This window comes from Bifidobacterium sp. (assembly GCF_051876855.1).
Lineage (GTDB): Bacteria > Actinomycetota > Actinomycetes > Actinomycetales > Bifidobacteriaceae > Bifidobacterium.
This window is the reverse complement of record NZ_JBJEIH010000025.1, coordinates 20,343-41,121: the sequence shown is the minus strand read 5'-3', so window position 1 is coordinate 41,121 and position 20,779 is coordinate 20,343. Positions and strand designations below refer to the sequence as shown.

General features: G+C 62.3%; 24 protein-coding genes and 1 tRNA gene. 13 read left to right on the top strand and 12 right to left on the bottom strand.

Annotation, left to right across the window (positions count from 1 at the left end; translation table 11 throughout):
• Positions 1–20: 20 nt before the first annotated feature.
• Together ACI38B_RS02305 and ACI38B_RS02300 are read left to right on the top strand one after the other, a co-directional pair.
• Positions 21–173, top strand: a complete 153-nt coding sequence (locus ACI38B_RS02305; RefSeq protein WP_439729367.1) for a phosphatase PAP2 family protein — start codon at positions 21–23, stop codon at positions 171–173.
• A 109-nt stretch (positions 174–282) separates the two neighbouring features.
• Positions 283–693: a peptide deformylase gene (locus ACI38B_RS02300; protein ID WP_439729357.1), complete on the top strand. Its 411-nt coding sequence runs from the start codon at positions 283–285 to the stop codon at positions 691–693.
• Between the two features lie 522 nt (positions 694–1,215).
• On the opposite strand, the gene yddG is transcribed toward ACI38B_RS02300, so the two are convergent.
• From yddG to ACI38B_RS02280, 4 genes are all read right to left on the bottom strand, one after another.
• Positions 1,216–2,238: an aromatic amino acid DMT transporter YddG gene (gene yddG / locus ACI38B_RS02295; RefSeq protein ID WP_439729356.1), complete on the bottom strand. Its 1,023-nt coding sequence runs from the start codon at positions 2,236–2,238 to the stop codon at positions 1,216–1,218.
• A gap of 272 nt (positions 2,239–2,510) precedes the next feature.
• Complete coding sequence (locus ACI38B_RS02290) at positions 2,511–2,669, bottom strand: hypothetical protein (RefSeq protein WP_439729355.1); 159 nt, start codon at positions 2,667–2,669, stop codon at positions 2,511–2,513.
• A gap of 87 nt (positions 2,670–2,756) precedes the next feature.
• Positions 2,757–3,017: a Txe/YoeB family addiction module toxin gene (locus ACI38B_RS02285; RefSeq protein ID WP_439729354.1), complete on the bottom strand. Its 261-nt coding sequence runs from the start codon at positions 3,015–3,017 to the stop codon at positions 2,757–2,759.
• A 3-nt stretch (positions 3,018–3,020) separates the two neighbouring features.
• On the bottom strand, positions 3,021–3,281 hold the full coding sequence (locus ACI38B_RS02280; RefSeq protein WP_439729353.1) for a type II toxin-antitoxin system Phd/YefM family antitoxin: 261 nt from the start codon (positions 3,279–3,281) through the stop codon (positions 3,021–3,023).
• A 221-nt stretch (positions 3,282–3,502) separates the two neighbouring features.
• Between ACI38B_RS02280 and ACI38B_RS02275 the strand changes: the two genes are divergently transcribed.
• Positions 3,503–3,573, top strand: a tRNA-Gly gene (locus ACI38B_RS02275).
• 134 nt (positions 3,574–3,707) lie between these two features.
• Here ACI38B_RS02275 and rpmF read toward each other — a convergent pair.
• The 6 genes from rpmF to rpmB form a co-directional block, all read right to left on the bottom strand.
• Positions 3,708–3,875: a 50S ribosomal protein L32 gene (rpmF, locus tag ACI38B_RS02270; RefSeq protein WP_439729352.1), complete on the bottom strand. Its 168-nt coding sequence runs from the start codon at positions 3,873–3,875 to the stop codon at positions 3,708–3,710.
• Positions 3,875–3,997, bottom strand: a complete 123-nt coding sequence (ykgO, locus tag ACI38B_RS02265) for a type B 50S ribosomal protein L36 (RefSeq protein WP_015449619.1) — start codon at positions 3,995–3,997, stop codon at positions 3,875–3,877. Before ykgO ends, rpmF begins: the two co-directional genes overlap by 1 nt.
• Positions 3,994–4,368, bottom strand: a complete 375-nt coding sequence (locus ACI38B_RS02260; protein WP_439729351.1) for a type B 50S ribosomal protein L31 — start codon at positions 4,366–4,368, stop codon at positions 3,994–3,996. The genes ykgO and ACI38B_RS02260 overlap by 4 nt, the downstream gene beginning before the upstream one ends.
• 86 nt (positions 4,369–4,454) lie before the next feature.
• Positions 4,455–4,760 (bottom strand): 30S ribosomal protein S14, encoded by a 306-nt coding sequence (rpsN, locus tag ACI38B_RS02255; protein WP_339562398.1) that lies wholly within the window; start codon positions 4,758–4,760, stop codon positions 4,455–4,457.
• Position 4,761: 1 nt separating this feature from the next.
• The gene (rpmG, locus tag ACI38B_RS02250; RefSeq protein WP_339562399.1) at positions 4,762–4,929 is read right to left on the bottom strand and encodes a 50S ribosomal protein L33; all 168 of its coding nucleotides are present in this window, start codon (positions 4,927–4,929) and stop codon (positions 4,762–4,764) included.
• An 86-nt stretch (positions 4,930–5,015) separates the two neighbouring features.
• Positions 5,016–5,255: a 50S ribosomal protein L28 gene (gene rpmB / locus ACI38B_RS02245; RefSeq protein ID WP_439729350.1), complete on the bottom strand. Its 240-nt coding sequence runs from the start codon at positions 5,253–5,255 to the stop codon at positions 5,016–5,018.
• Between the two features lie 59 nt (positions 5,256–5,314).
• Between rpmB and ACI38B_RS02240 the strand changes: the two genes are divergently transcribed.
• Positions 5,315–6,163, top strand: coding sequence for a hypothetical protein (locus ACI38B_RS02240; protein WP_439729349.1), 849 nt, complete (start codon positions 5,315–5,317; stop codon positions 6,161–6,163).
• A 1,392-nt stretch (positions 6,164–7,555) separates the two neighbouring features.
• Here the strand turns inward: ACI38B_RS02240 and ACI38B_RS02235 are convergent.
• Both ACI38B_RS02235 and fbaA read right to left on the bottom strand, forming a co-directional pair.
• Positions 7,556–8,329 (bottom strand): SDR family NAD(P)-dependent oxidoreductase, encoded by a 774-nt coding sequence (locus ACI38B_RS02235; protein ID WP_439729348.1) that lies wholly within the window; start codon positions 8,327–8,329, stop codon positions 7,556–7,558.
• A 111-nt stretch (positions 8,330–8,440) separates the two neighbouring features.
• Positions 8,441–9,517: a class II fructose-bisphosphate aldolase gene (fbaA, locus tag ACI38B_RS02230; protein WP_439729346.1), complete on the bottom strand. Its 1,077-nt coding sequence runs from the start codon at positions 9,515–9,517 to the stop codon at positions 8,441–8,443.
• A gap of 130 nt (positions 9,518–9,647) precedes the next feature.
• On the opposite strand from fbaA, the gene ACI38B_RS02225 reads away from it, so the two are divergent.
• The 9 genes from ACI38B_RS02225 to ACI38B_RS02185 all read left to right on the top strand — a co-directional run bounded on the left by ACI38B_RS02225 (position 9,648) and on the right by ACI38B_RS02185 (position 20,300).
• Positions 9,648–10,892, top strand: a complete 1,245-nt coding sequence (locus tag ACI38B_RS02225) for a polysaccharide deacetylase family protein (RefSeq protein ID WP_439729345.1) — start codon at positions 9,648–9,650, stop codon at positions 10,890–10,892.
• Positions 10,893–11,132: 240 nt separating this feature from the next.
• Positions 11,133–12,434 carry an adenylosuccinate synthase gene (locus ACI38B_RS02220; RefSeq protein WP_439729344.1) on the top strand — a complete coding sequence of 434 codons (1,302 nt, stop codon included), beginning with the start codon at positions 11,133–11,135 and terminating at the stop codon, positions 12,432–12,434.
• A gap of 171 nt (positions 12,435–12,605) precedes the next feature.
• Positions 12,606–13,235, top strand: a complete 630-nt coding sequence (locus ACI38B_RS02215) for a fluoride efflux transporter FluC (protein ID WP_439729343.1) — start codon at positions 12,606–12,608, stop codon at positions 13,233–13,235.
• On the top strand, positions 13,232–13,654 hold the full coding sequence (locus tag ACI38B_RS02210; RefSeq protein WP_439729342.1) for a fluoride efflux transporter FluC: 423 nt from the start codon (positions 13,232–13,234) through the stop codon (positions 13,652–13,654). The genes ACI38B_RS02215 and ACI38B_RS02210 overlap by 4 nt, the downstream gene beginning before the upstream one ends.
• A 59-nt stretch (positions 13,655–13,713) precedes the next feature.
• The gene (locus ACI38B_RS02205; RefSeq protein WP_439729366.1) at positions 13,714–15,249 is read left to right on the top strand and encodes a ClC family H(+)/Cl(-) exchange transporter; all 1,536 of its coding nucleotides are present in this window, start codon (positions 13,714–13,716) and stop codon (positions 15,247–15,249) included.
• Between the two features lie 684 nt (positions 15,250–15,933).
• On the top strand, positions 15,934–17,361 hold the full coding sequence (locus ACI38B_RS02200; protein WP_439729341.1) for an ABC transporter permease subunit: 1,428 nt from the start codon (positions 15,934–15,936) through the stop codon (positions 17,359–17,361).
• A gap of 3 nt (positions 17,362–17,364) precedes the next feature.
• On the top strand, positions 17,365–18,348 hold the full coding sequence (locus tag ACI38B_RS02195; RefSeq protein WP_168972921.1) for a branched-chain amino acid ABC transporter permease: 984 nt from the start codon (positions 17,365–17,367) through the stop codon (positions 18,346–18,348).
• Positions 18,341–19,429 carry an ABC transporter ATP-binding protein gene (locus ACI38B_RS02190; RefSeq protein WP_439729340.1) on the top strand — a complete coding sequence of 363 codons (1,089 nt, stop codon included), beginning with the start codon at positions 18,341–18,343 and terminating at the stop codon, positions 19,427–19,429. Before ACI38B_RS02195 ends, ACI38B_RS02190 begins: the two co-directional genes overlap by 8 nt.
• Positions 19,422–20,300 (top strand): ABC transporter ATP-binding protein, encoded by an 879-nt coding sequence (locus tag ACI38B_RS02185; RefSeq protein ID WP_439729339.1) that lies wholly within the window; start codon positions 19,422–19,424, stop codon positions 20,298–20,300. Before ACI38B_RS02190 ends, ACI38B_RS02185 begins: the two co-directional genes overlap by 8 nt.
• Positions 20,301–20,779 lie beyond the last annotated feature (479 nt).

Genomic DNA, 20,779 nt, shown 5'->3' with positions numbered 1-20,779 from the left:
TCTGGCGTGTTCTGCGGACCGTGCTGACGGTCATCCTGGTCATCGTGCCGTTCGTTGTCGCGCTATCCCGCGTGATTTACGGCGTGCATTACCCGACCGACGTGTGCACGTCGCTGGTGTTGACACCCGTTCTCGTGTGGTGTGTGTACCGGTTGTGCGATCCCGCGCGGTGAGTGGCGCGAGTGCGTCGGGCGCGGTTTTGTGTCGGCGCGCGAATCGCATCGGCGGCTGCCGGTATGATGGCAAACGCCAATCGGCACAAGGCTTTGGACAGGAGATATCATGCAGCGTGACATCGTGAAGGACAGGACGTTCCTCGCCCGGAAATCAGCGCCCGCGACAGCGGACGACGCGGCGGTTATCGCGGACCTGCGCGACACTCTCGCCGCACACCATGACGATTGTGTTGGCATGGCCGGCAACATGATCGGCAGTCTGACGCGCATCATCATTGTCACGATGGGCGAAAAAGACGTTGTTATGGTCAACCCGGTCATCATCAAGCGTTCCGGCATGTACCTCACGAAGGAGGGGTGCCTGTCGCTGGAAGGCGTGACGCGGGTCAAGCGCTACGAAAACATCACCGTCGCCTGGCAGGATGACGCCTTCCACAGGCATGTGACCAGCTACGCCGGATGGGTTGCGCAGATCATCCAGCACGAGGTCGACCACCTTGACGGCATTCTGGTGTGAGTTTGGCTGTGCGCGCTGCCTGCGGTGATTGCAGTCGGCTGTGGTTGTTGCCGTCTGCAGCCATTGTGTGAGCGAATCCTCGCACGATGACCTGTGACCGACCGGAATCGGGCTGATGAGAATGGTGTGGGTGCCACTGTGTGAGTGGATCCTCACACGATGCCGGGGGAGGGTGTGGGGGCTAGCTGATTTTTGTCTGTCAGGTGTCAGTATGTGAGTCGATGCTCACACGGTGGCGGTTGAGACTGTCGGATTGGCTGATTCAAGTGGTTGCGTCGGCCATTGTGTGAGCGAATCCTCACACGATGGCCCGTGTCTGGCTGAAATCGGGCTGATTGGAGTGACATGGGCGCCAGTATGTGAGCGAATCCTCGCACGGTGGCGGTCGGAGGTCGCAGGCGAATTGATTTTGGCTGTTCGGGGGTGTCGTTGTGTGAATCAATCTTCACACGATGACCTGCAGCTGCCGGGGGTTGGCTGATTTGGGTTCGCCCAGGTGCCGTTGTGTGAGCAAATGCTCACTCACTGCCGGTCAGCCGTGCTCGCCGCGCCAGCTGAATCCGTCGCGTCAGCAGCGTTCGTCGTCCCCGGCACCCGTTCAGCCCGCGCCCGCGCTCGTCGCGAGAACCACACGTTGAGCAGCGAGCCAGTGACCACAAGCACCACGCCAATCCAGAACGGCAGCCCAAGCGCGACACCCAACAGCAGGGTGCTGGATGCGGTCGAGAACACCGGCGTCGCATAGGATCCGATCGCCAGTGTTTCCATGTTGCCGTGCAGCATGCCGTACCCCCAGCACGCGTATCCGCCGGCAATCGACACCGCGCATGCAATCAGCGCCAGATACCCGCCGAGTCCGGGAGCCTGCGTGGGAAGCCCGTCGCCGGACGCAAAATGGATGACCCACAGCGCGACGGCCACGCAGCAGAAGAAAATCGTCGTGCCGTCATACCCGTCGGACATCGTCGGCGAGATGGCCGCGTACACCGACCAAATCAGCGCCCCGGCGAAGGCGAGTGCGAACGGCAATGGATTCGACGCGATATTGCGCAGCGCAGACTGTACGTCCAGACTGTTGCCGCCAACCGCCATCGCCACGCCGACGGTCGCGATGATGGCTCCCGGCAACGCCTGCCAGACCGCGCCTCGCCGTTTGGACAGCGCCGCCGTGAACAGGACCAGCAGGGTCGGCCACAGGTAGTTGACAAGGCTGACTTCAACGGATTGTTCGGCGGTGGTGGCGAGCCCGATGGACAGGGAAATCGAGGCTTCGTATGTGACGAACATGAGGCCGCCGAGCAGCAGATAGCGTCGGGGCGCTTGGGAGAGCGGTTTCGGGCGTCGGGTGAGTATGAGCAGAATGCCACCGACCGTGTAAATCAGGGCTGATCCGAGGGTCGCACCGAACGCGTCCGCGACGAGTCGCACCAGACCTGCCATGAAGCCCCACAGCACAATCGCGAGTAGGCCGATTACCGTGCCGCCATGCGAAATCGCGTGGCCGAGGAGCGGGTTGGCGGCGGCGTCGGTGGTGCGGTTCGGCATGGCTTGGGCTCTCCTCTAGGGTTGCTGGGCGCGCGGTCTTGTTCGACGCACGTTGTCCGGTGTCCGGTACTCGGTCTGGACAGGTGTGCGGAAAGTGCGTCGGAGTGGAACGAGAGCGCGCATATCGCTAGAAACACTGTACCGCCCGGGTGTGCACGCCGGATGACGGCCACTCGACCGGCAGGCGAACAATCAGGCGAAACTGCCGTGCGAGCTGTCAGGTGGCCGACAAGGCGAACGCGAAGGCGACCAGTCGGACGAGCCGTACCGTGCTACTGCCGTTTCGTACGGGACTGCCACCACCAACCGACGATGTCAAGAACCATGCCGGCTGCCGCGATGATGATAATCAGAGCGTTGTGGTCCCTGACGCCGAAGACAATCAGCAGTGCGCTGAGCGCAATTTGCGCGATGAACAGGCCTTTGTCCATATGTCCCTCCAAGTGTCGTGCTGTTTCAGCAAGTGTTGTTTCAACAAGCGTTGGTTCAACGCTAGTCCTGAGGGTTCGGCGGCGCCGTCAGCGTCCCGGGTAGTGGTCCCGCGCGGACAGGATGCACAGGTCGCCGTCCGCGACCATGTAAATCAGTCGATTCGCTGAATCGATACGTCTGCTCCATATGCTTTCGAGGCCGGATTTCAGCGGCTCCGGCTTGCCGATGCCCTCGAACGGCGAGCGTTGCGCGTCCCGGATGAGGGCGTTGATTCGCTTCAGCGTGCGCTTGTCTTGGGACTGCCAATACAGGTAATCTTCCCAGGCGTCATCCGTCCAACGGAGCATGGGTCAATCCTTGGTGATGTCGTGCTGGACGGCTGCCCCTTCGCGAATCTGCTCCATGCCGCGTTGAACTTTGTTGCGCAGATACTGATTCTGGTACACCCGGAGCGTTTCCATGAGGGAATCGTAATCGGAAGCGCTCATGACGACAACGTTGTCATGTTCATCCTTGTTCGTCACCAGCAGCATATCCGCGTCATCGTTGACCCGGCGCATGTAGGATTTCAGATCTTTGCGGAAGTTCGTGTAGGCGACTGCGGTGACCATCTTCGTCCTTTCCTGGCGTTCCTGCATCAGGTGCTGTACAGAATACTGTACAGCATAGCAGTGAGGTCGGTTCGCGGCAAGTCTTGGATTGGCCACGTGGTGCCGGCTGGTGAAGCGTTGATGATGAAATGCCGGCTGACATGGTCCCGCGCGGACAGGATGCACAAATCGGCTCGCTGTGGTAGAGTGCTTACTTGTATGTGTGGCTTTGCTGTGCAACTGCGGATGTAGTTCATCGGTAGAATGGAAGCTTCCCAAGCTTCAGAGGCGGGTTCGACTCCCGTCATCCGCTCTCGCTATCGCGGTACCGGCTTGGTGCCGCGATTTTTCGTATCTTGGCGACTTCCGCCTTCCCAAACCGGTTGCGCTGGGCGGGTGTAAACGTAACCGGTTCGAGAAGGCGAGCGGACAAGCGGGTGGGCGCAATCAGCGCAGCAGATACCCGCGTCGTGCCGCCGCTGCGAGTCGCTGCGGCACCTGCAGTACGGTCCCGTCGGGCATCGTCACTTCAATGGGCTGTTCGGGCTTGGCTTTCCAGTGCGCTCGCCGTGAACGGGTTCGCGAGCGTGACATGCGATATTTCGGCGTGGCCATCAGCCTTGCCTCGCTTTCCATCGGGGGTTCTTCTTATTGATGACGTAGATGTGCCCGCGTCGGCGCACGAGGGTTGAGCCGTCTTTGCGCAGGAGGGAACGTACGGATGACTTGACTTTCATGGGCGTGCGCCTTTCTTGCTGGTGGTGTTGCCGCTGGCATTGTCGTTGCTGCCGTTGCTGTCGGCGTCACCGCCGTCGCTCGTGGTGCCGTTGCGGGTTTGATCGCCGGCGAGGCCGTATTGCCCGTACCGTCTGCGGAATCGCTGCACTTGCCCCGCGGAATCGAGGACGACGGCCTTGCCGGTGTAGAACGGGTGGGACGCGCTGGTCACATCCGCGTTGACCAGCGGGTAGGTGGCCCCGTCGGTCCAGGTGATGGAGGGCAGCCGCTCGGCCTGCCCCGCGAGCGTGGAGCGGGTCAGGAAGGTCTCGCCCGTGGTTTGGTCGCGGAATACGACCGGCCCGTATGCCGGGTGGATATCTGGTTTCATGGTTCTCCTGTCGGTTATTTGGGGTTGATCGGAGACTGATTGGGAATCGCCGGATCGGTGGGCGGCGGTGCGTGCCCGGAAGGCTTCTACCAGCTTGATTTCACGACGCCGGGCAGTTCGCCGCGATGGGCTTTGTCGCGCAGATTGATGCGTGACAGACCGAATCGCCGGTTGAATGCCCGAGGCCGGCCGTCAATGGCGTCACGGTTACGCAACCGCGTGGGGCTGGCGTCACGGGGAAGTGCGTGCAGCCGGCGCATTGCTTCCGCGCGCGCTTCCGGGCTGAGATGCGGGTTGACCGAATCGTGCCGGTATGCCGCCCGCCGTTCGGCGTATGCCGCGACTATGCGTTCGCGTTGCCGTTGCTTGGCGATGAGACTGCGTTTGGCCATGTCAGCGGACCTCCCGGAACATCACGCGCCTGCGTAGCACGGGGTCGAATTTCAACAGTTCGAGACGATCCGGCGTATTGCGGCGGTTCTTGGTTGTCGTATAGGTCGAACCGGTACCTGCGGTTGATCGCAGGGTGATGACCGGGCGAATATCGGTGGTTTTGGCCATGGGGCTTCCTTTCTGTTGGGGTGTTATTGACGTGTTTCCGCATTCCTGTGCCGTTGCGTTTCCGCGGCGTTGGGCAGGGTCGCGGGCTACAGGCGTATCTCGCCGTTGGTGATCAGCCGGGCGACGACCGCATCGATGCCGTGCCTGTCGATGGTTTTCATGCCGCGCGGTGTCAGCGTGAGGGTGACGCGCCGGCCGAGCGACGGCACGAAATAGCGCTTGCGCTGCAGGTTCGGTTCGAAGCGTCGGCGGGTTTTCCGGTGCGAATGGGATACGGTGTTGCCCTTGCCGGCGTGGGTGCCGAGGACTTGACAATATTTGCTCATGTGCTTCATTATAGATATTGAGAATCATTATCGTCAAGTGATTGCAGAAAGGTCGTGCCATGCCACGCCATCCATCGTTGCCATCATGGGGAAACACCGAAGCCGGAACCCCGCGTGTCAGTCTCGTCCTGCTGACCGGAGTCGACCGCCTCGCCATCGACGCCGTCGCCTTCTCCCTGGCGGATTCCCGCCCGGCCATTCGCGTCGCCGCCTGCGATGTAGCGCCCGACCCCGCCTCGCCCACCGGTTTGTCCCTGGTGAGAACCGTCTGCGAGCCTGGAAACAGCGACAGCCTGCTTGGCGGCGACACCACCGTGTTCCCCATGGACGACTGCTGCCTGACCTGCGCGTGCAAACACGACCTCGTGCGCGTGATGAACGCGGCCCCCGAATGGTCCGGAGCTATGCTGGCCGTGCTGCCGGTCGGGGTCGAAGGAACCGCAGTCGCGCAATATCTTGCGGACAGTTCGATGCTGGGCGACCTGCCGTGCGCGATCGACACCATCCACGTCGCCACGGCGGTAGGACTGGACGGCTTCGAATCAAGGCTTTTCGACGACGACCGGCTTGTTATCGCCGGAACGACCGACGACGACGCAGTACTCGACTCGCGTTCGACCGGCGTCGTGCAGACGCGGCTCATCCGCGAAGCCGCGCACATACTCATGCTGCCGATGCTTGCGGCGGGTGGCGGTGCTGCCCTGACGAATGACGGTACAGCCTTGGGTGGGGCGGACCCGGAAGGCGCGGCTATGTCACCTCGGCAAGGTGCCGACGAAACCGCACGGCTGTCCGCAATCGTCACCGCGCTCGCCGACCCGGCCGCCACCATTCACCCGGATGTCCACTGCACCGACCTGCACGCGTTGATTGGGGACGTGTGCACGCCGTCGCGGGTGCGGGTTTGATGGGCCGGCGGCTGTCGGCGCTTGTCACCCGTTGCACTGGCCTGGTTGTGTGAGCGAATCCTCACACGGTGAAGCCGGAGGTGCAATGGATTGGTTGATTGGTGCCGCTCGGGTGTCGTTGTGTGAGCGAATCCTCACACGGCGACGATTTTCTCTGCCCGGCTGGCCGGTTTGTGCTGCCGAAGTCCCCGTTGTGTGAGTGGATTCTCACACACTGGCCTGTGTCTGACTGGAATCGGGCTGGTTGAGGTGGGATGGGTGTCAGTGTGTGAGTGAATCTTCACACGGTGACGGTCAGAGGGTATGGGGGCTAGTTGATTTTGGTCTGTCCGGGGTCGTTGTGTGAGCCGATGCTCACACGATGGCGGTTGGGGCAGTCTGTATTGCTGATTCAAGTGGTTGCATCGGCCATTGTGCGAGTGGATTCTCGCATTGTGACCTGCGACTGATGGGGAGCCGGCGGGGATTGGTTCTTCAGGTGTCACTGTGTGAGTGAATCCTCGCACGGTGGGCTGAGTCCGTTGGCCGGGCGGTCCGCTCATTATCGTGCCGCAATGCGATATGGCCGTCGCGTATGTCGCGACATACAGGAGGAAGCAGATGGAGTGGAAGAGAACGGTTCGGTCGACGATTCCGCGGGTTGCGTATGTCGGGGCATGCGTGGCGGGGAGGATGGTGCGTCGGCGGGGTTGACTGAAGGACTATCTTGCGGGTTACGTATGTCTTGGCACGCGTGATTTGCTGGATGCGCGTTTGGCGGAAAGCCGGTTGCCGGGCCGGTCGGGTTGTGTATGTCCCGGCGTGCGTAATCCGGTGGGCGTCCTGGATTGGAGACGGTTCGGCGCGGGATTGTGCATGTTGCGTATGCCCTGACACGCGTATTCCGCCAGATGCTGGTGGTGGGTGGCTGGGTGTCTGGTGGCTCTGCCGGGTTGCGTATGCCGTGACATGCGTAATCGTCGGATGCCCCGGATTGGAAGCCGCTCGGCGCGGGATTCCGCACGTTGCGTATGTCGGGGCATACGCGATGTGTCGGATGTTGGTGCTGGAGAGCTGTGCGGCTGGTGGTTCTGCTGAGTCGCGTATGCCGGGGCATGCGCGTCGGGGTTGGTGGCGTGTGAATGGGGTTGCCTGAAGGACTATCTTGCGGGTTACGTATGTCTTGGCACGCGTGTCGTGCCGGGTGTTGGTGTCGGGCGGTGGTACGGCTGTGGTTCTGTCGGATTGTGTATGCCGTGACATGCGTAATCCGACAGATGTGGGTGCTGGGTAGCCACACGGTTGGTGGTTCTGTCAGGTTGCGTATGTCGGGGTATGCGTAACTCGACAGAACCCGTAGGCTGATGACGAATCTCGCGGGTCCCGAGCGCTTGCCTCACTCACGCCAGGCCTTCACCGCCCGCGATCGTACCGGTCCATGATCCGCAGCTGCGCACTCCACGGCAGGAATCGCGCGGCGAACAGTCCGACTTTCATCTGCCAGGTCGGCACGATGATGAGCTTGCCGGCCAGCGTCTTGTCGATCGCGTATCGCGCAACCGCACGGCTGGATGCGCCCGGCGTGAGGAATTCCCCGCCCGCGGTCGCGTTGAAATGTGTGTCGACCGGTCCAGGGCATAGCGCGCTTACGGTGACGGGCACGCGGTCGCGTCGAAGCTCCTGCGCCACGGCGAGCGTGAGTTTGAGCGTGTAGTTCTTGGTCGCGTAGTAGGTGGCGAGCCGCGGTCCGGCCAGGAATCCGGCGGCGCTGCACACGTTGAGCAGCCGGCAGCGCCCGTCGCGCCTGAATTTGCGGACGAACAGTTTGGTGAGCACATGGTAGGAGACCACGTTGAGGTTGATCATTTCGAGCTCGCGGTCCAGCGGGGTGTCGGTGAAGTCGCCGAACAGGCCGAATCCGGCGTTGTTGACGAGCAGGTCGATGCGCTCGTCGCGGTAGCGCGCGAACAGTTGCTCGCACGCGCTGCGTTGCGACAGGTCGAGCGTGACGGTTTCGACCGTGATGGTTTTGCCGTGTGCCGCCGCGATTCGTTGCGCTTCTTGCGTCACGTTGTCCAGACGCGCCTGATTGCGGGCGACGAGCGCGAGGTCATACCCGAGTTCGGCGAGATACAGCGCCATGTCGCGACCCAATCCGCTCGACGCTCCGGTGACGATTGCCTTCATTGCAGCTCCTTTCTGGTTGATTTCCGCTTCTGCCGACGCTGACAGCTATCTCGGCGTCGGCAGTAGGTAATGATTCCGCCTCTGCCGACGCACAATCCCAAAACCGGCAGCCTACTTGAGCCGCCGCCCCGCCGACCCAAGCTGCTCGCACGCTTCGACCACGCGCCGCGCCATCGAGTCTTCGGCCTCACGCCCCCACGAGCGCGGATCGTAGAACTTCTTGTCGCCCACTTCGCCGTCAATCTTGAGCACGCCGTCATAATGCGCGAACATGTGCCCGGCAATCGCCCGCGTGAACGCGTACTGCGTGTCGGTATCGATGTTCATCTTGACGACGCCGTGGCTCACCGCTTCGGCGATTTCCTCGGCGCTGGACCCTGAGCCACCGTGGAACACCAGCGGGAACGGCTTGTTTTCAGGCACTTCTCCCGCGAATCCGCGCCCTGCGACATGCCCTGCGATCCGCCCGTCCGCCACTGTCGCCGCGACCTCGTTTTGAATATCGCCCAGCAGTTCCGGCCGCAGCTTGACCACGCCCGGCTTGTACGCGCCATGCACGTTGCCGAAGGTGAACGCGGCCATGTACCGCCCGTTTTCGCCCAGTCCGAGTCGTTGCGCGACGGTCACGCCGTCCGCGGGCGTCGAATACAGCTTCTCGTTGATTTCGGCGCGCTGCCCGTCTTCCTCGCCGCCGACCGCGCCGATTTCGATTTCGAGCACTGTATGCGCGGCGACCGACTTGGCGAGCAGTTCCTCGGCGATATCAAGGTTTTCGGCGAGCGGAACCGTCGATCCGTCCCACATATGCGACTGGAATGACGGCTCTTTGCCGTGCGCTACCTGATCTGCTTCGATGGCGAGCAGCGGCCGTACCCACTCGTCAAGATACTGCTTGGCGCAATGGTCGGTGTGCAGGGCGACCGTGTTCGGGTATTTCGCGGCGACCTCGTGCGCGAACGCGGCGAACGCGAGCGACCCGGTGACCCGGTCGTTGACCCGCTGCCCGGAGAAGTAGGCGGATCCGCCTACGGACACTTGGATGATGCCGTCAGACTCGGCGTCGGCCAGACCTTGCAGCGCGGCGTTCAACGTCTGCGTGCTGGTCACGTTGATAGCGGGGTAGGCATAGCCGCCGCGACGCGCCGCATCGAGCATCTCGGCATACCGTTCAGGGGTTGCGATAGTCATGATTCCATTATCGCTCAGGGGGTGCCGGATTCACGTTTCGAGCCCGGTGTGTTGTTTTTGCGCGAGGCGCTACACAAAGGGGCGGGTGTGTGTGACAATACCGTATCAGGATCGTCAGGATGGAAGGGCCATGAAGGAAGTAGAAGAACTCTCGTTCGGTGACAGTGCCACCGGCGCGAGTGAACGCAAGCGCCACCCGTGGGTTGGCAAGCTGATTGCCGTGCTGATTGTCGTGGCACTGGTTGTGGTGTGCGCGGGTGCGTGGGCTTGGGAGGCCAGATTGCGCCATATCATCGTATTCGTCAACGGGCAGCAGGTGGAGATTTCCGCGGGGACCACGGCGGAACAACTGCTGAAAGGCCATGACAATTTCGGTACCCATCCCGGTCGGCTGCTGGCGGTGGACGGCAGCGTCATTAAGAAACATGGCGGGCATCCGGCTGAGCTGAGGGTTGACGGCAGTGTGATTGACCCTGCGGATTGGGGCAATACCCGGTTTTCCGGCAACGCGGATATTTCCGTGAAGTCAGGAGGAGATGTGGTCGAGGGGCATGCGATTGACTATGCGCCGATTCCCTATACTGTATCGGTTAATATCAAGGGCAGCGTCATCCAGATGGTGAAAACGCGCGGCAGAGACGGCAAGCGTGAGATTTGGGTCGGCGATATCTCCAAGAAACGCATCACGAAGCGGGTTGTTACTCAACCGGTTGATGCCCAGATTGTCGGCGTATCGCCGCGTCCGCAAGGCCATAAGGTCATTGCGCTGACGTTTGATGATGGTCCGAGCGATCAGTACACCGCCCCGATTCTCGACATTCTCAAGCAAAAGGGCGTGAAGGCGACGTTCTTCGACGTGGGCCAGTATTCGGTGCAGTACCCGGCTTTGGAGAAGCGGATGGTCGCGGAAGGCCATGAAGTCGCGAGCCACAGCAACACGCACCCGTTTATGCCGAAGATGAAGCGTGACGCGTTGCGTGCCGAAATTACCGCCGGATTCGCCAATATGAAGAAGGCGTCCGGCGTGAGCACGCGTATGATGCGCTCGCCGTACGGCTCGTTCACGGTGGACCAGTGGAAGGATGTGTACGATCTGGTCGATTACAACGTGCTGTGGAGCATCGACACGGAAGATTGGCGGCGCCCCGGCGCTCAAGCGATTCATGACGCGGTGCTCAACCACGCGTACAACGGCGCGGTGGTGCTCATGCACGACGGCGGCGGAAATCGCGACCAGGATATCGAGGCTCTGCCCGGCATCATTGATGACCTCAAGGCGCAAGGCTACGAGTTCGTGACCATCAGCGGCCTGCTCAAACTCGCCGGCATCAGCGCCGCTCCGCTGGCTGATGAGGGCGGCGAAGCGAAAAAGTAGGTGGTGCGGCGGGCGCCCGTGGACGTTGCCCGCCAATTCGTCACGCACTGCGTGACCAATTGAGTGTCGGCAAAAGGTCAGATTTCTGCTTCTGCCGACACTGAGGACCGTGTGAGCGTCGGTTGTGGGTTGTGGTTCTGCTTCTACCGACGCTGAGGGTCAGATCTAAGCCACACCACCCGGTAGAGGGGATACGGTAATCTGTGGGCGGCGGAATCATGCGTTTTGCGGAGGTGCATCATGCCCGGAATCATTCTTATCGGCGCTCAGTGGGGCGATGAAGGCAAAGGCAAGGCGACCGATCTTATCGGCTCGCATGTCGATTATGTCGCCCGCTTCAACGGCGGCAACAACGCGGGCCATACCGTGGTCGTCGGCGACGAATCCTACGCGCTGCACCTGCTGCCCAGCGGCATTATCAGTCCGAACGTGACCCCGGTCATCGGCAACGGTGTGGTTGTCGATCCTGAAGTCCTGTTCCAGGAGATTGACGGTCTTGAAGCCCGCGGCGTGGACTGCTCGCGCCTGCTGGTCAGCGAGTCCGCGCACGTAATCGCCCCCTACCATCGCACTATTGACAAGGTGACCGAACGCTTCTTGGGCAAGCACAAGATCGGCACCACCGGTCGCGGCATCGGCCCGGCGTACGCCGACAAGATCAACCGCGTAGGCATCCGCGTGCACGACCTGTTCAACGAGCAGCATCTGCACGACAAAGTGGAGGCAAGCCTGCACCAGAAGAACCAGATGCTGGTCAAGCTGTACAACCGCCGCCCGATCGATATCGACCGCACCACCGACGAGCTGCTCAAGCTTGGTGAACGGCTTAAGCCGTACGTGGCGAACACGTCCCTCGTACTCAACAATGCGCTCGACGCAGGTAAGACCGTCCTGTTCGAAGGCGGCCAGGCCACCATGCTTGACGTGGACCACGGCACCTACCCGTTCGTCACTTCTTCGAACCCGACCGCCGGCGGCGCCTGCACCGGCACGGGCGTCGGCCCCACCAAGATCACCCGCGTCATCGGCGTTTCCAAGGCGTATATCACGCGCGTGGGCGAAGGCCCGTTCCCGACGGAACTGTTCGACGAGCAGGGTGATTGGCTGCGCGAGCAGGGCCACGAGTACGGCGTCACCACCGGCCGCCCCCGCCGTTGCGGCTGGTTCGATGCGGTCGTCAACCGGTACGCGGTGCGCGTCAATGGTCTGACCGATATCGTGCTCACCAAGCTTGACGTGCTCACCGGCCTCAAGGAAATCCCGATTTGCGTCGCCTACGACGTGGAGAACCCGGACGGCACGCACACCCGCTACGACGACATGCCCGTCGACCAGGCGGCCTTCACCGCGGCGAAGCCGATTTACGAGACCATGCCCGGCTGGAGCGAGGACATCTCGCAGGTGCATGATTTCGCGGACCTGCCCAAGACCTGCCAGGATTACGTCAAGCGTCTCGAAGACCTGTCCGGATGCCGGATCTCTGCAATCGGCACCGGCCCGCAGCGCGACCATATCATCTCCGTCCACTCGCTGATCGACTAGTCTGCGAAGCATTGCAGGCAAACCCGACCGGACCGGAGTCGAGGCGCGGCGGCGTCACGGCTCCGGTCCCGCATAAGAGGCCGTGAAAAGCTGCCGGGGGAGAGAAGGGGAGAGGGTTCCCGGAGGCGGCAGAGAGTAAAGAAAAGCAAGGAAGAGAGGAAGGAAAGGCATATGACGAAACGTTCCCCGCTCGCCGACCCACAGTTGTATGTGGTCGTGTTCATCGGCGGCGCGATCGGCACATGCGTGCGTTACCTGCTGGGGCTTGCGATACCGGCGACAGCCGCGGGATTCCACTTCGGCACGCTCGCCGCGAACCTGCTGGCCTGCTTCGTATACGCGGGATTGAGCGCATACTTGGCACAGGCTGATTGGATTCGCCCGCGCAAGCGCGAACTGGTCAACCGGGGTGCCGGCATGGGCGTGTGCGGCGGATTGTCAACCATGTCCACACTCGCGCTGGAAGGCTTCACCGGCATACTTGGCGGGCAGGCGTGGCAGGCGTTGCTGTACCTGCTGGTCAGCGTGGTTTGTGGCCTGCTGGTTGCGTTCGCGGGCGTCTGGTGCGCTGATCGGCTTGCGGCCGGGCATCGCGCACAACGTACTGCGGCGGCCGGTCAAGCTGCTCGGTCTGGTGATTCCGCCACCTTCGGCAATCCTGGCAACCCCGCCACCCCCGGCGATTCCGGCGAGTCCCTCAATCTCAGCGCTTCCAACGTTCCTGACAATCTCGGCTCTGCCGTCACCCCCGACACCCCCACCACCCCCGCCAACTCCGCAGAACAGGAGGCCCGGCAATGACTTCATTCCTGATTGGTGCACTCCTGTGCCTCATGGGCGGCCTCGGAGCCGTCACCCGGTTCGTGCTTGATACCGCAGTCAAACAGCCGTGGTCCCGTGTCCCCGAAAACGCAGATGAACGCACCGCAGCCATCCACGCGTTCCCGCTGTCTACGCTCGTCGTGAATATCGCGGCCTCACTGCTCGCCGGCATCGTCGCGGCGGCCTTCGTCTACCACGGCGACCCGGCCAGCCCGTGGCGTCTGGTGCTTGCCACTGGCTTCCTCGGCGGGTTCTCCACGTTCTCGACCGCCATCAACGAAAGCGTCACCCTGCTGCGCAAAGGCAAGCGTGCGGTGGCCGCGGCGAATATCGTCCTCGAATACGTCGTCCCGCTACTGTGCGTGGCACTCGGCTGGTGGCTGGCGGCGGCCCTGTGAACGATTTGCACGTCACCGCGGACCGTCTGCTCACCTCATTCGCCCGCCTCAAATGGCGCATGGCGGGTGCCGGCGTGCTCATCGGCCTGCTGTCCGGCGTGCTTGTGGTCATCTACCGGCAAGGCATCGAACTGAGCATTCGTTTCGCCCGGTGGATGTACGCGCAGATTCGCATCACACCGTGGCTGATCGCCCCCTGGGCGTTGGCTGCAATACTCATCAGCCTGCTTATCGCATGGATGGTCCGCAAAGAGCCGATGGCATCCGGTAGCGGCATCCCGCAAACCGACGGTGTGGTGTTGAGCGGCTTGAAGATGAAGTGGCAGACCATTCTGCCGGTGCGCTTCCTCGGCGGCCTGCTTGCCGCCCTGTTCGGGCTGTCTTTGGGGCGCGAAGGCCCGTCCATCCAAATCGGCGCGTCCGGCGCGCAATTCCTGTCACACCGCATGCGCGGCGAAAAACGCGAAGACGTGCAGGAACACTATCTGGTGACCGCGGGCGCGGCTGCCGGTCTGTCCGCAGCGTTCAGCGCGCCGTTGTCTGGCATGATGTTCGCGCTGGAAGGCATCCACCGCAGCTTCTCCCCGGCCATCCTCATGGGCGCGACCGCCGCCTCCCTGACCGCGGATTTCGTATCCAAATACTGTTTTGGCCTGACCCCGGTCCTCGATTTCGGGGATATTCGGCAGTTGCCGCTCGGCGATTACATGTGGCTGATTCCGCTCGGCATCATCGCCGGGCTGGTTGGCTCGCTGATGAACCGTTCCCTGCTCGGATTCCAAACTCTGTACGGCAAGCTGCCCGACTGGTTGCGCCCGATGATCGCCATGGCGATTGCTCTGCCGGTCGGCCTGTGGCTGCCTGACGTGCTCGGAGGCGGCTCGAACCTCGTGCAAACCGCCGAACGCGGCCATCCTGGACTCCTGATGCTGTGCATCCTGCTGGTCGTGAAAATCCTGTTCACCAGCACAAGTTTCGGTTCCGGCGTGCCCGGCGGCATCTTCATGCCGATTCTCGCGGTCGGAGCGTTGGCAGGCGGCGCGTTCGGCACGCTCGGCCACGACCTGTGGGGGCTTTCCGCCCAGGCGATTCCGGTTTTCGCGGTTTGCGTGATGACCGGCACACTGGCGGCATCGGTGAAAACCCCGATCACCTCAATCCTGCTGACCGTTGAAATGTCTGGCACCCTGACCCACATGCTGCCGGTCGCCGCAGCCGCGTTCATCGCGCTGCTCGTCTCCGACATGCTGCGTACGAAGCCGATTTACGGCGTACTGCTGGAACGCTACATGCGCGCGCAAGGCCAAGCGGCGAAACTGCCCGGCAACCTGGGTTCCGGCATCATGGATTTCCCGCTGGAAATGGGCGCGCCCGCCGACGGGCATCGCGTGCGCGACGTCGCCTGGCCGTCCGGATGCCTGATTATTGGACTTCGACGGGGTGAACACGAAATCGTTCCGCGCGGCGACACCATGCTGCGGGGTGGCGATTACCTGATTGTACTGTTCAGCGGTCAGGAGGAACAGACCGTCCGCGCGGCGCTGCGTGGGCTGTGCGACGCGGAAGAAACAGCATCCGACCCCGCGCCCCGCTGATTGATGCCGCAGTTGCCCACGCGGGCTTGTTTGGTGCCGACGGGACGGTGCCATCCGTCGTCAGTCGTCGTTGTTTGGTGCTCGTGCTGTCGGCTGATTGTTGGGATTCCGCGGGTTTGTGGTGTGGCCGGGTTGGTGGCCGGGTATGGTCCGGCACGGGTGTGGACTGGATCGGTTTTCGGGTTCCGTTCTCCGGTTTGGTTCGTGGTTCGGGTGTTCTGGGTGCCTGGCATGCTGGCGGTCGATTGTGAGGGCGTAATCAGATCCCTGTGATTCCGCGGTTCTGCGATGATGTCGTGGTTGGTGGCCGGGCGTGGTCCGGCATGGGGGGTGGACTGGTTTCGATTTTGTCCTGTGTTCTCCGGTTTGGTTCGTGGTTCGGGTGTTTTGAGTGGTTCGTTTGGTGATGGTTGATGATGGTGGTGTATTCGGATTGTTGGGATTCCGCGGGTTTGTGGTGTGGGCGGGGTTGGTGGCCGGGTACGGTCCGGCACGGGTGTGGACTGGATCGGTTTTCGGTTCCCGTTCTCCGATTCGGTGCGGGCCGCCCATCCGCCCGCTCGCCCATCCGCTCGCCCTCCGTGTTAACACGAATGACTGCGAAGTTACCCCGGCGAAACGTTATTGCAACCGCTAGTCGAATCTCGAACACCTATGGTGAGGGTATTCGAGAGAGGACATCAAATGGCAGACGCACCATCAACTGCGCGACGCCATCGGTTCCTGATCCTGACTTGCATGCTTGCCATGCTGGTTCCGATGGCGTTCCTCGCATTCCCATCATCCGCACAGGCCGCTGAAGCGGTCACAACCTGCAATCCGACCGCCACCAACGGCTGTGTGAACGGCATCCTGCAAGATGCTTCCAAACAGCCCGTCGCCGGCGCGACCGTCACCCTGTCCGGCAAGGAATCGGCGACCACAACCACCGATTCGACCGGAAAATGGGCATTCTCAGTGACCGCGGACGGCTCCTACACCGTCACCATCGACAAGTCGGTCGCCTCAAGCCACGGCCTACCCGGCAACACGGCGACCGTGAGCATCGACAAAAGCGATTTCTCCAAGCAGCGGGCGGTCGTCCGCTTCGACAAGGCGAATGTGGCGGATTCTTCAAGCTCCGGCAAGGCATCCGGCTCGGCATCATCGTCAAGCAAAGCCAAGTCAGGCAGCTCAAGCTCCACAACCAACAGCACGTCGGCGTCAAGCGCATCCGGCAGCTCTAGCAATTTCGGCCAGCGCTTCTGGCAGCAGCTCTACTCTGGCTTGATTTTCGGCCTCATGCTCGCGCTGATGAGCGTCGGCATGAACCTCGTCTACGGCACCACCGGACTGAGCTCCTTCTCCCACGGCGAGCAGGTCACGCTCGGCGGTCTTATGGCATACGTCGGCACGCAGATGCTGCATTGGCCGCTCATCGTCTCCGGCATCTTCGCCATCGCGATCGGCGCGCTGACCGGCCTCATCCAGAACGAAGTCATCTGGGCGCCGCTGCGCCGCAAGCATGTCGGCCCGCTGCAACAGATGATCGTCACCATCGGCCTGTCCATGGTGCTGCAATACCTGTTCCAGTTCTTCTTCGGCGGCAGCACGAAAGGCATCGTCACTTCGGTGGAACGCGGCTTCCAGATCGGCCCGATCACCACTGACCGCGCGACCCTGATCTCCGCGGCCATTGCAATCGTGGTCATCGCCACGGTCACGTACTTCCTGTACCACACACGGTTCGGCCGGGCAACGCGAGCCGTCTCCGACAACGCCGCACTCGCCGCGGCATCCGGCATCAACGTGGAACACGTGGTGCGAATCGTGTGGATTCTGTCCTGCGCGCTCGCCGCACTCTCCGGCGTGCTCATGGGCATCTACCTCAACGGCATTGCGTGGAACACGGGTGCGGTCCTGCTGCTGCTCATGTTCTCCGCGGTCACACTCGGCGGCCTGGGCACCGCGCCGGGCGCGCTCGTCGGCGCCCTCATCATCGGCGTCGTGGCGGATATGAGCTCGCTCATCATCCCCAACGACATGCGCTACGCTTCGGCGCTCGCAATCCTCATCATCGTCCTGCTGTTCCGTCCGCAGGGCATCTTCGGCAAAGCACAGAGGGTGGGCTGAACCATGGATTTCCTTACGATTATCACCAATTCGTTGGGCGAACTCATTGCGCCCACAACCGCCGCCTACGCGCTTGCGGCAATCGGCCTGAACATTCACTTCGGCATGACCGGCCTGTTCAACATGGGCCAGGCGGGATTCATGCTGCTGGGCGCTTACGGCTTCGCGGTCACCCAGTCCATGGGCTGGAGCATTCTCGGCTCGCTGTGCATGGCGCTGTTCCTGTCGTTCCTGTTCGCGCTGCTGCTCGGCATTCCGACACTCAAACTCGGCCCTGACTATTTGTCTATGGTCACGCTTGCGGCCGCTGAAATCGTTCGCATTATCGGCCGCTCCACCGCGATGACCAAGATCACCGGTGGTTCCGGCGGCATCTCCCCGCAGGATTTCACGGAGAAGTTCGAAGCGCTCTCCCCGCTGCCCGACGGGCAATCGACCTTCCTGTTGTGGACCTACTCGAACAATACGGCGAACTCCTGGTGGATCCGCATCGTGGCTTGGGTGCTGGTCGGCATCGCGCTGTTCCTTACTTGGCGCTGGTTCAACTCCCCGTGGGGCCGTGTGCTCAAAGGTATCCGCGAGGATGAGAACGCAGTGCGCTCGCTGGGCAAGTCGGTGACCCGCTTCAAGATTCAGTCGCTGTTCCTGGGCGGTGCGTTCGGCGCGCTCGCCGGCATCATCTTCGTGCTGCCGCGTTCCGTACAGCCTGATTCCCTGGGCCGTCAGGTCACCTTCTACACGTGGACAATTCTGCTGATGGGCGGCGCGGCGACCGTATTCGGCCCGCTGATTGGCTCGTGCGTGCTGTGGGTGGCGCTCACGCTGATCAAGGAGTTCATGCGCGGCACGATTCCGACGACCGTGATCTCCTCCGACCAGGTGGAGGCGCTCGGCTGGGTGATTATGGGCATCGCGTTGATGTGCATCGTGATATTCAGGCCGCAAGGCATTCTCGGCGACCGAAAGGAGTTGGCGTTCAATGCGTAAGTCAACATCTCAACAAGCAACATCGCAGCAGACTGGGAAGAATGCAGCCGAGGACTTCGGCGATAAGCCCTTCCAACCGCAGGCGTACGTGTCGCAAGCCGACGCTCCGGGCGCCGCGGCACCTGGTTCCCTTACTCCCGAGGCGGATTTGCCGCGTTGGGCGACCCGCGCGCCCGAAGGCGAGAAACTCGAATCCACGCAGTACGCGGACCGCGTGCAACACGATCTGTCGTTCGTGAAAGCCGCGCCCGGCGTGGCAAAGCCGGATCCGATCCTCGTGGCCGACAACATCACCCGTAAATTCGGCGGCGTCACCGCCGTCGACGTGCAGCATTTCGAGATCGAACGGCACGGCATCACCGCACTGATCGGTCCGAACGGCGCCGGCAAAACCACCTTCTTCAACCTCATGACCGGTTTCGATACACCGAACACCGGCACGTGGGAATTTGACGGCAAACCGCTGAAATCCGAATCCCCGGAGCAGGTGGCGCGCATGGGCATGGTCCGCACCTTCCAGCTGACCAAAGTCATGAGCCGCCTGACCGTCATGGACAATATGCTGCTGGGCGCCCCTGTCCAACCGGGTGAAGGCATGCTCGCAGCGCTGTTTCCCGCCCGCTGGCGCAAGCAGGAGGAGAAAAACCGCGAGAAGGCTGAGCGTCTGCTGAAGCGCTTCCTGCTGTGGAAGAAGAAGGATGATTTCGCCGGGTCGCTTTCCGGCGGCCAGCGCAAACTGCTTGAAATGGCGCGAGCGCTGATGAGCGACCCACAGCTGGTCATGCTCGACGAGCCGATGGCCGGCGTGAACCCTGCGCTCAAGCAATCGCTGCTCGACTGCATCATGGCGCTGCGCGAAACCGGCACGACCGTCCTGTTCGTCGAACACGACATGAACATGGTCCGGCATATCGCCGATTGGGTGACGGTCATGGCGGAAGGCAAGATCGTAGCCGAAGGCGTGCCGAAGAACGTGATGTCCGACCAGGCGGTCATCGACGCGTACCTGGGCGCTCGCGCGAATATCGATTTGGGCGATGACGCGGCGCTTGAGAAGCTTGAGGAGGAACAGCATGAGTGACGTAACAGTGAATGAGCGCGAAGAGCCTGCTGGTGTGGCGGCTGCTGGCGTGGCTGGTGTTGCGGCCGCGGGTGAGACGCCAACGCAAGGCACGCTGCCGCGCTCGCAAGTGCATGTCGGCGAGCCGGAAGGCGACCCGCTTATGGACGCGCAGGATCTGATCGCTGGCTATCTGCCGGGTGTGAACATCCTGAATGGGGCCTCACTGACCTTGCATGACGGCGAAATCGTCGGCATCATCGGCCCGAACGGCGCCGGAAAGTCGACCCTGCTCAAATCCCTGTTCGGTCTGGTGCACATCCGGTCCGGCAAGCTGCTGCTGCGTGGCGAGGACATCACGAATATGCGCGCCGACAAGCTGGTCTCGCGCGGCGTGGGCTTCGTGCCGCAGACGGAGAACGTGTTCCCGTCGCTGACCATCGAGGAAAACCTGCGGATGGGGGCGTTCCAGGCGCCGAAACTGTTCAAGGAGCGGTTCGAATACGTCAGCTCGATTTTCCCGAAACTCGCGTCGCGTAAAGACCAGCTGGCGGGGTCGCTGTCCGGCGGCGAACGGCAGATGGTCGCGATGGGGCGCGCGCTGATGATGAAACCGTCCGTACTGCTGCTCGACGAGCCGTCCGCCGGCCTGTCGCCGATGCTGCAGGACGAGACTTTCATCCGTGTGAAGGAAGTCAACAAGGCCGGGGTTTCCGTGGTGATCGTCGAGCAGAACGCCCGCCGGTGCTTGCAGATCTGCGACCGCGGGTACGTGCTCGACCAGGGTCGCAACGCCTACTCCGGGCGCGGGCGCGACCTGCTCAACGATCCGAAGGTCATCTCCCTGTACCTGGGCAACCTCGAGGAGAAGGTCGAGGAGGAAGGCCGGTAGGTGCGGCTGGTTGGTGAGGCTGGTTGGTCGGGCCGGTTGATGAGCCAGTAGTAGATAAGGCGGCTGTGTGAGTAATTCCTCGCACAGCCGCCGCTTTCGTTCTCGTGCCCCCGGTCGCCGGCCGGACAACCCGCCACCGTGTGAGGATTCGCTCGCACGATGACGGTTGGCGGCCGGAGCCGGTTGGTTTGCTGGTCCGGGGTGTCATCGTGTGAGGATTGGCTCACACAGTGACGGTTGGCATGCTCCGATACCTTCCGGCGGGTGGTGCCGGGTGTCATTGTGTGAGGATTCGCTCGCACGATGACGGTTGGCGGGGCTGCGGTGCTGTGTAGTGCGGTGGCGTGCGCTTGCGCGCCAAGGTTTTCCGATTCACGGGCATTCCCCACGACCGGCAGCAGGCGACACAGTGGACGGCGTACGCTACGTCGCTTCCGACATTCGGTGCCGGGAGACTTGGCGCGACGGCGGGGCGGTTG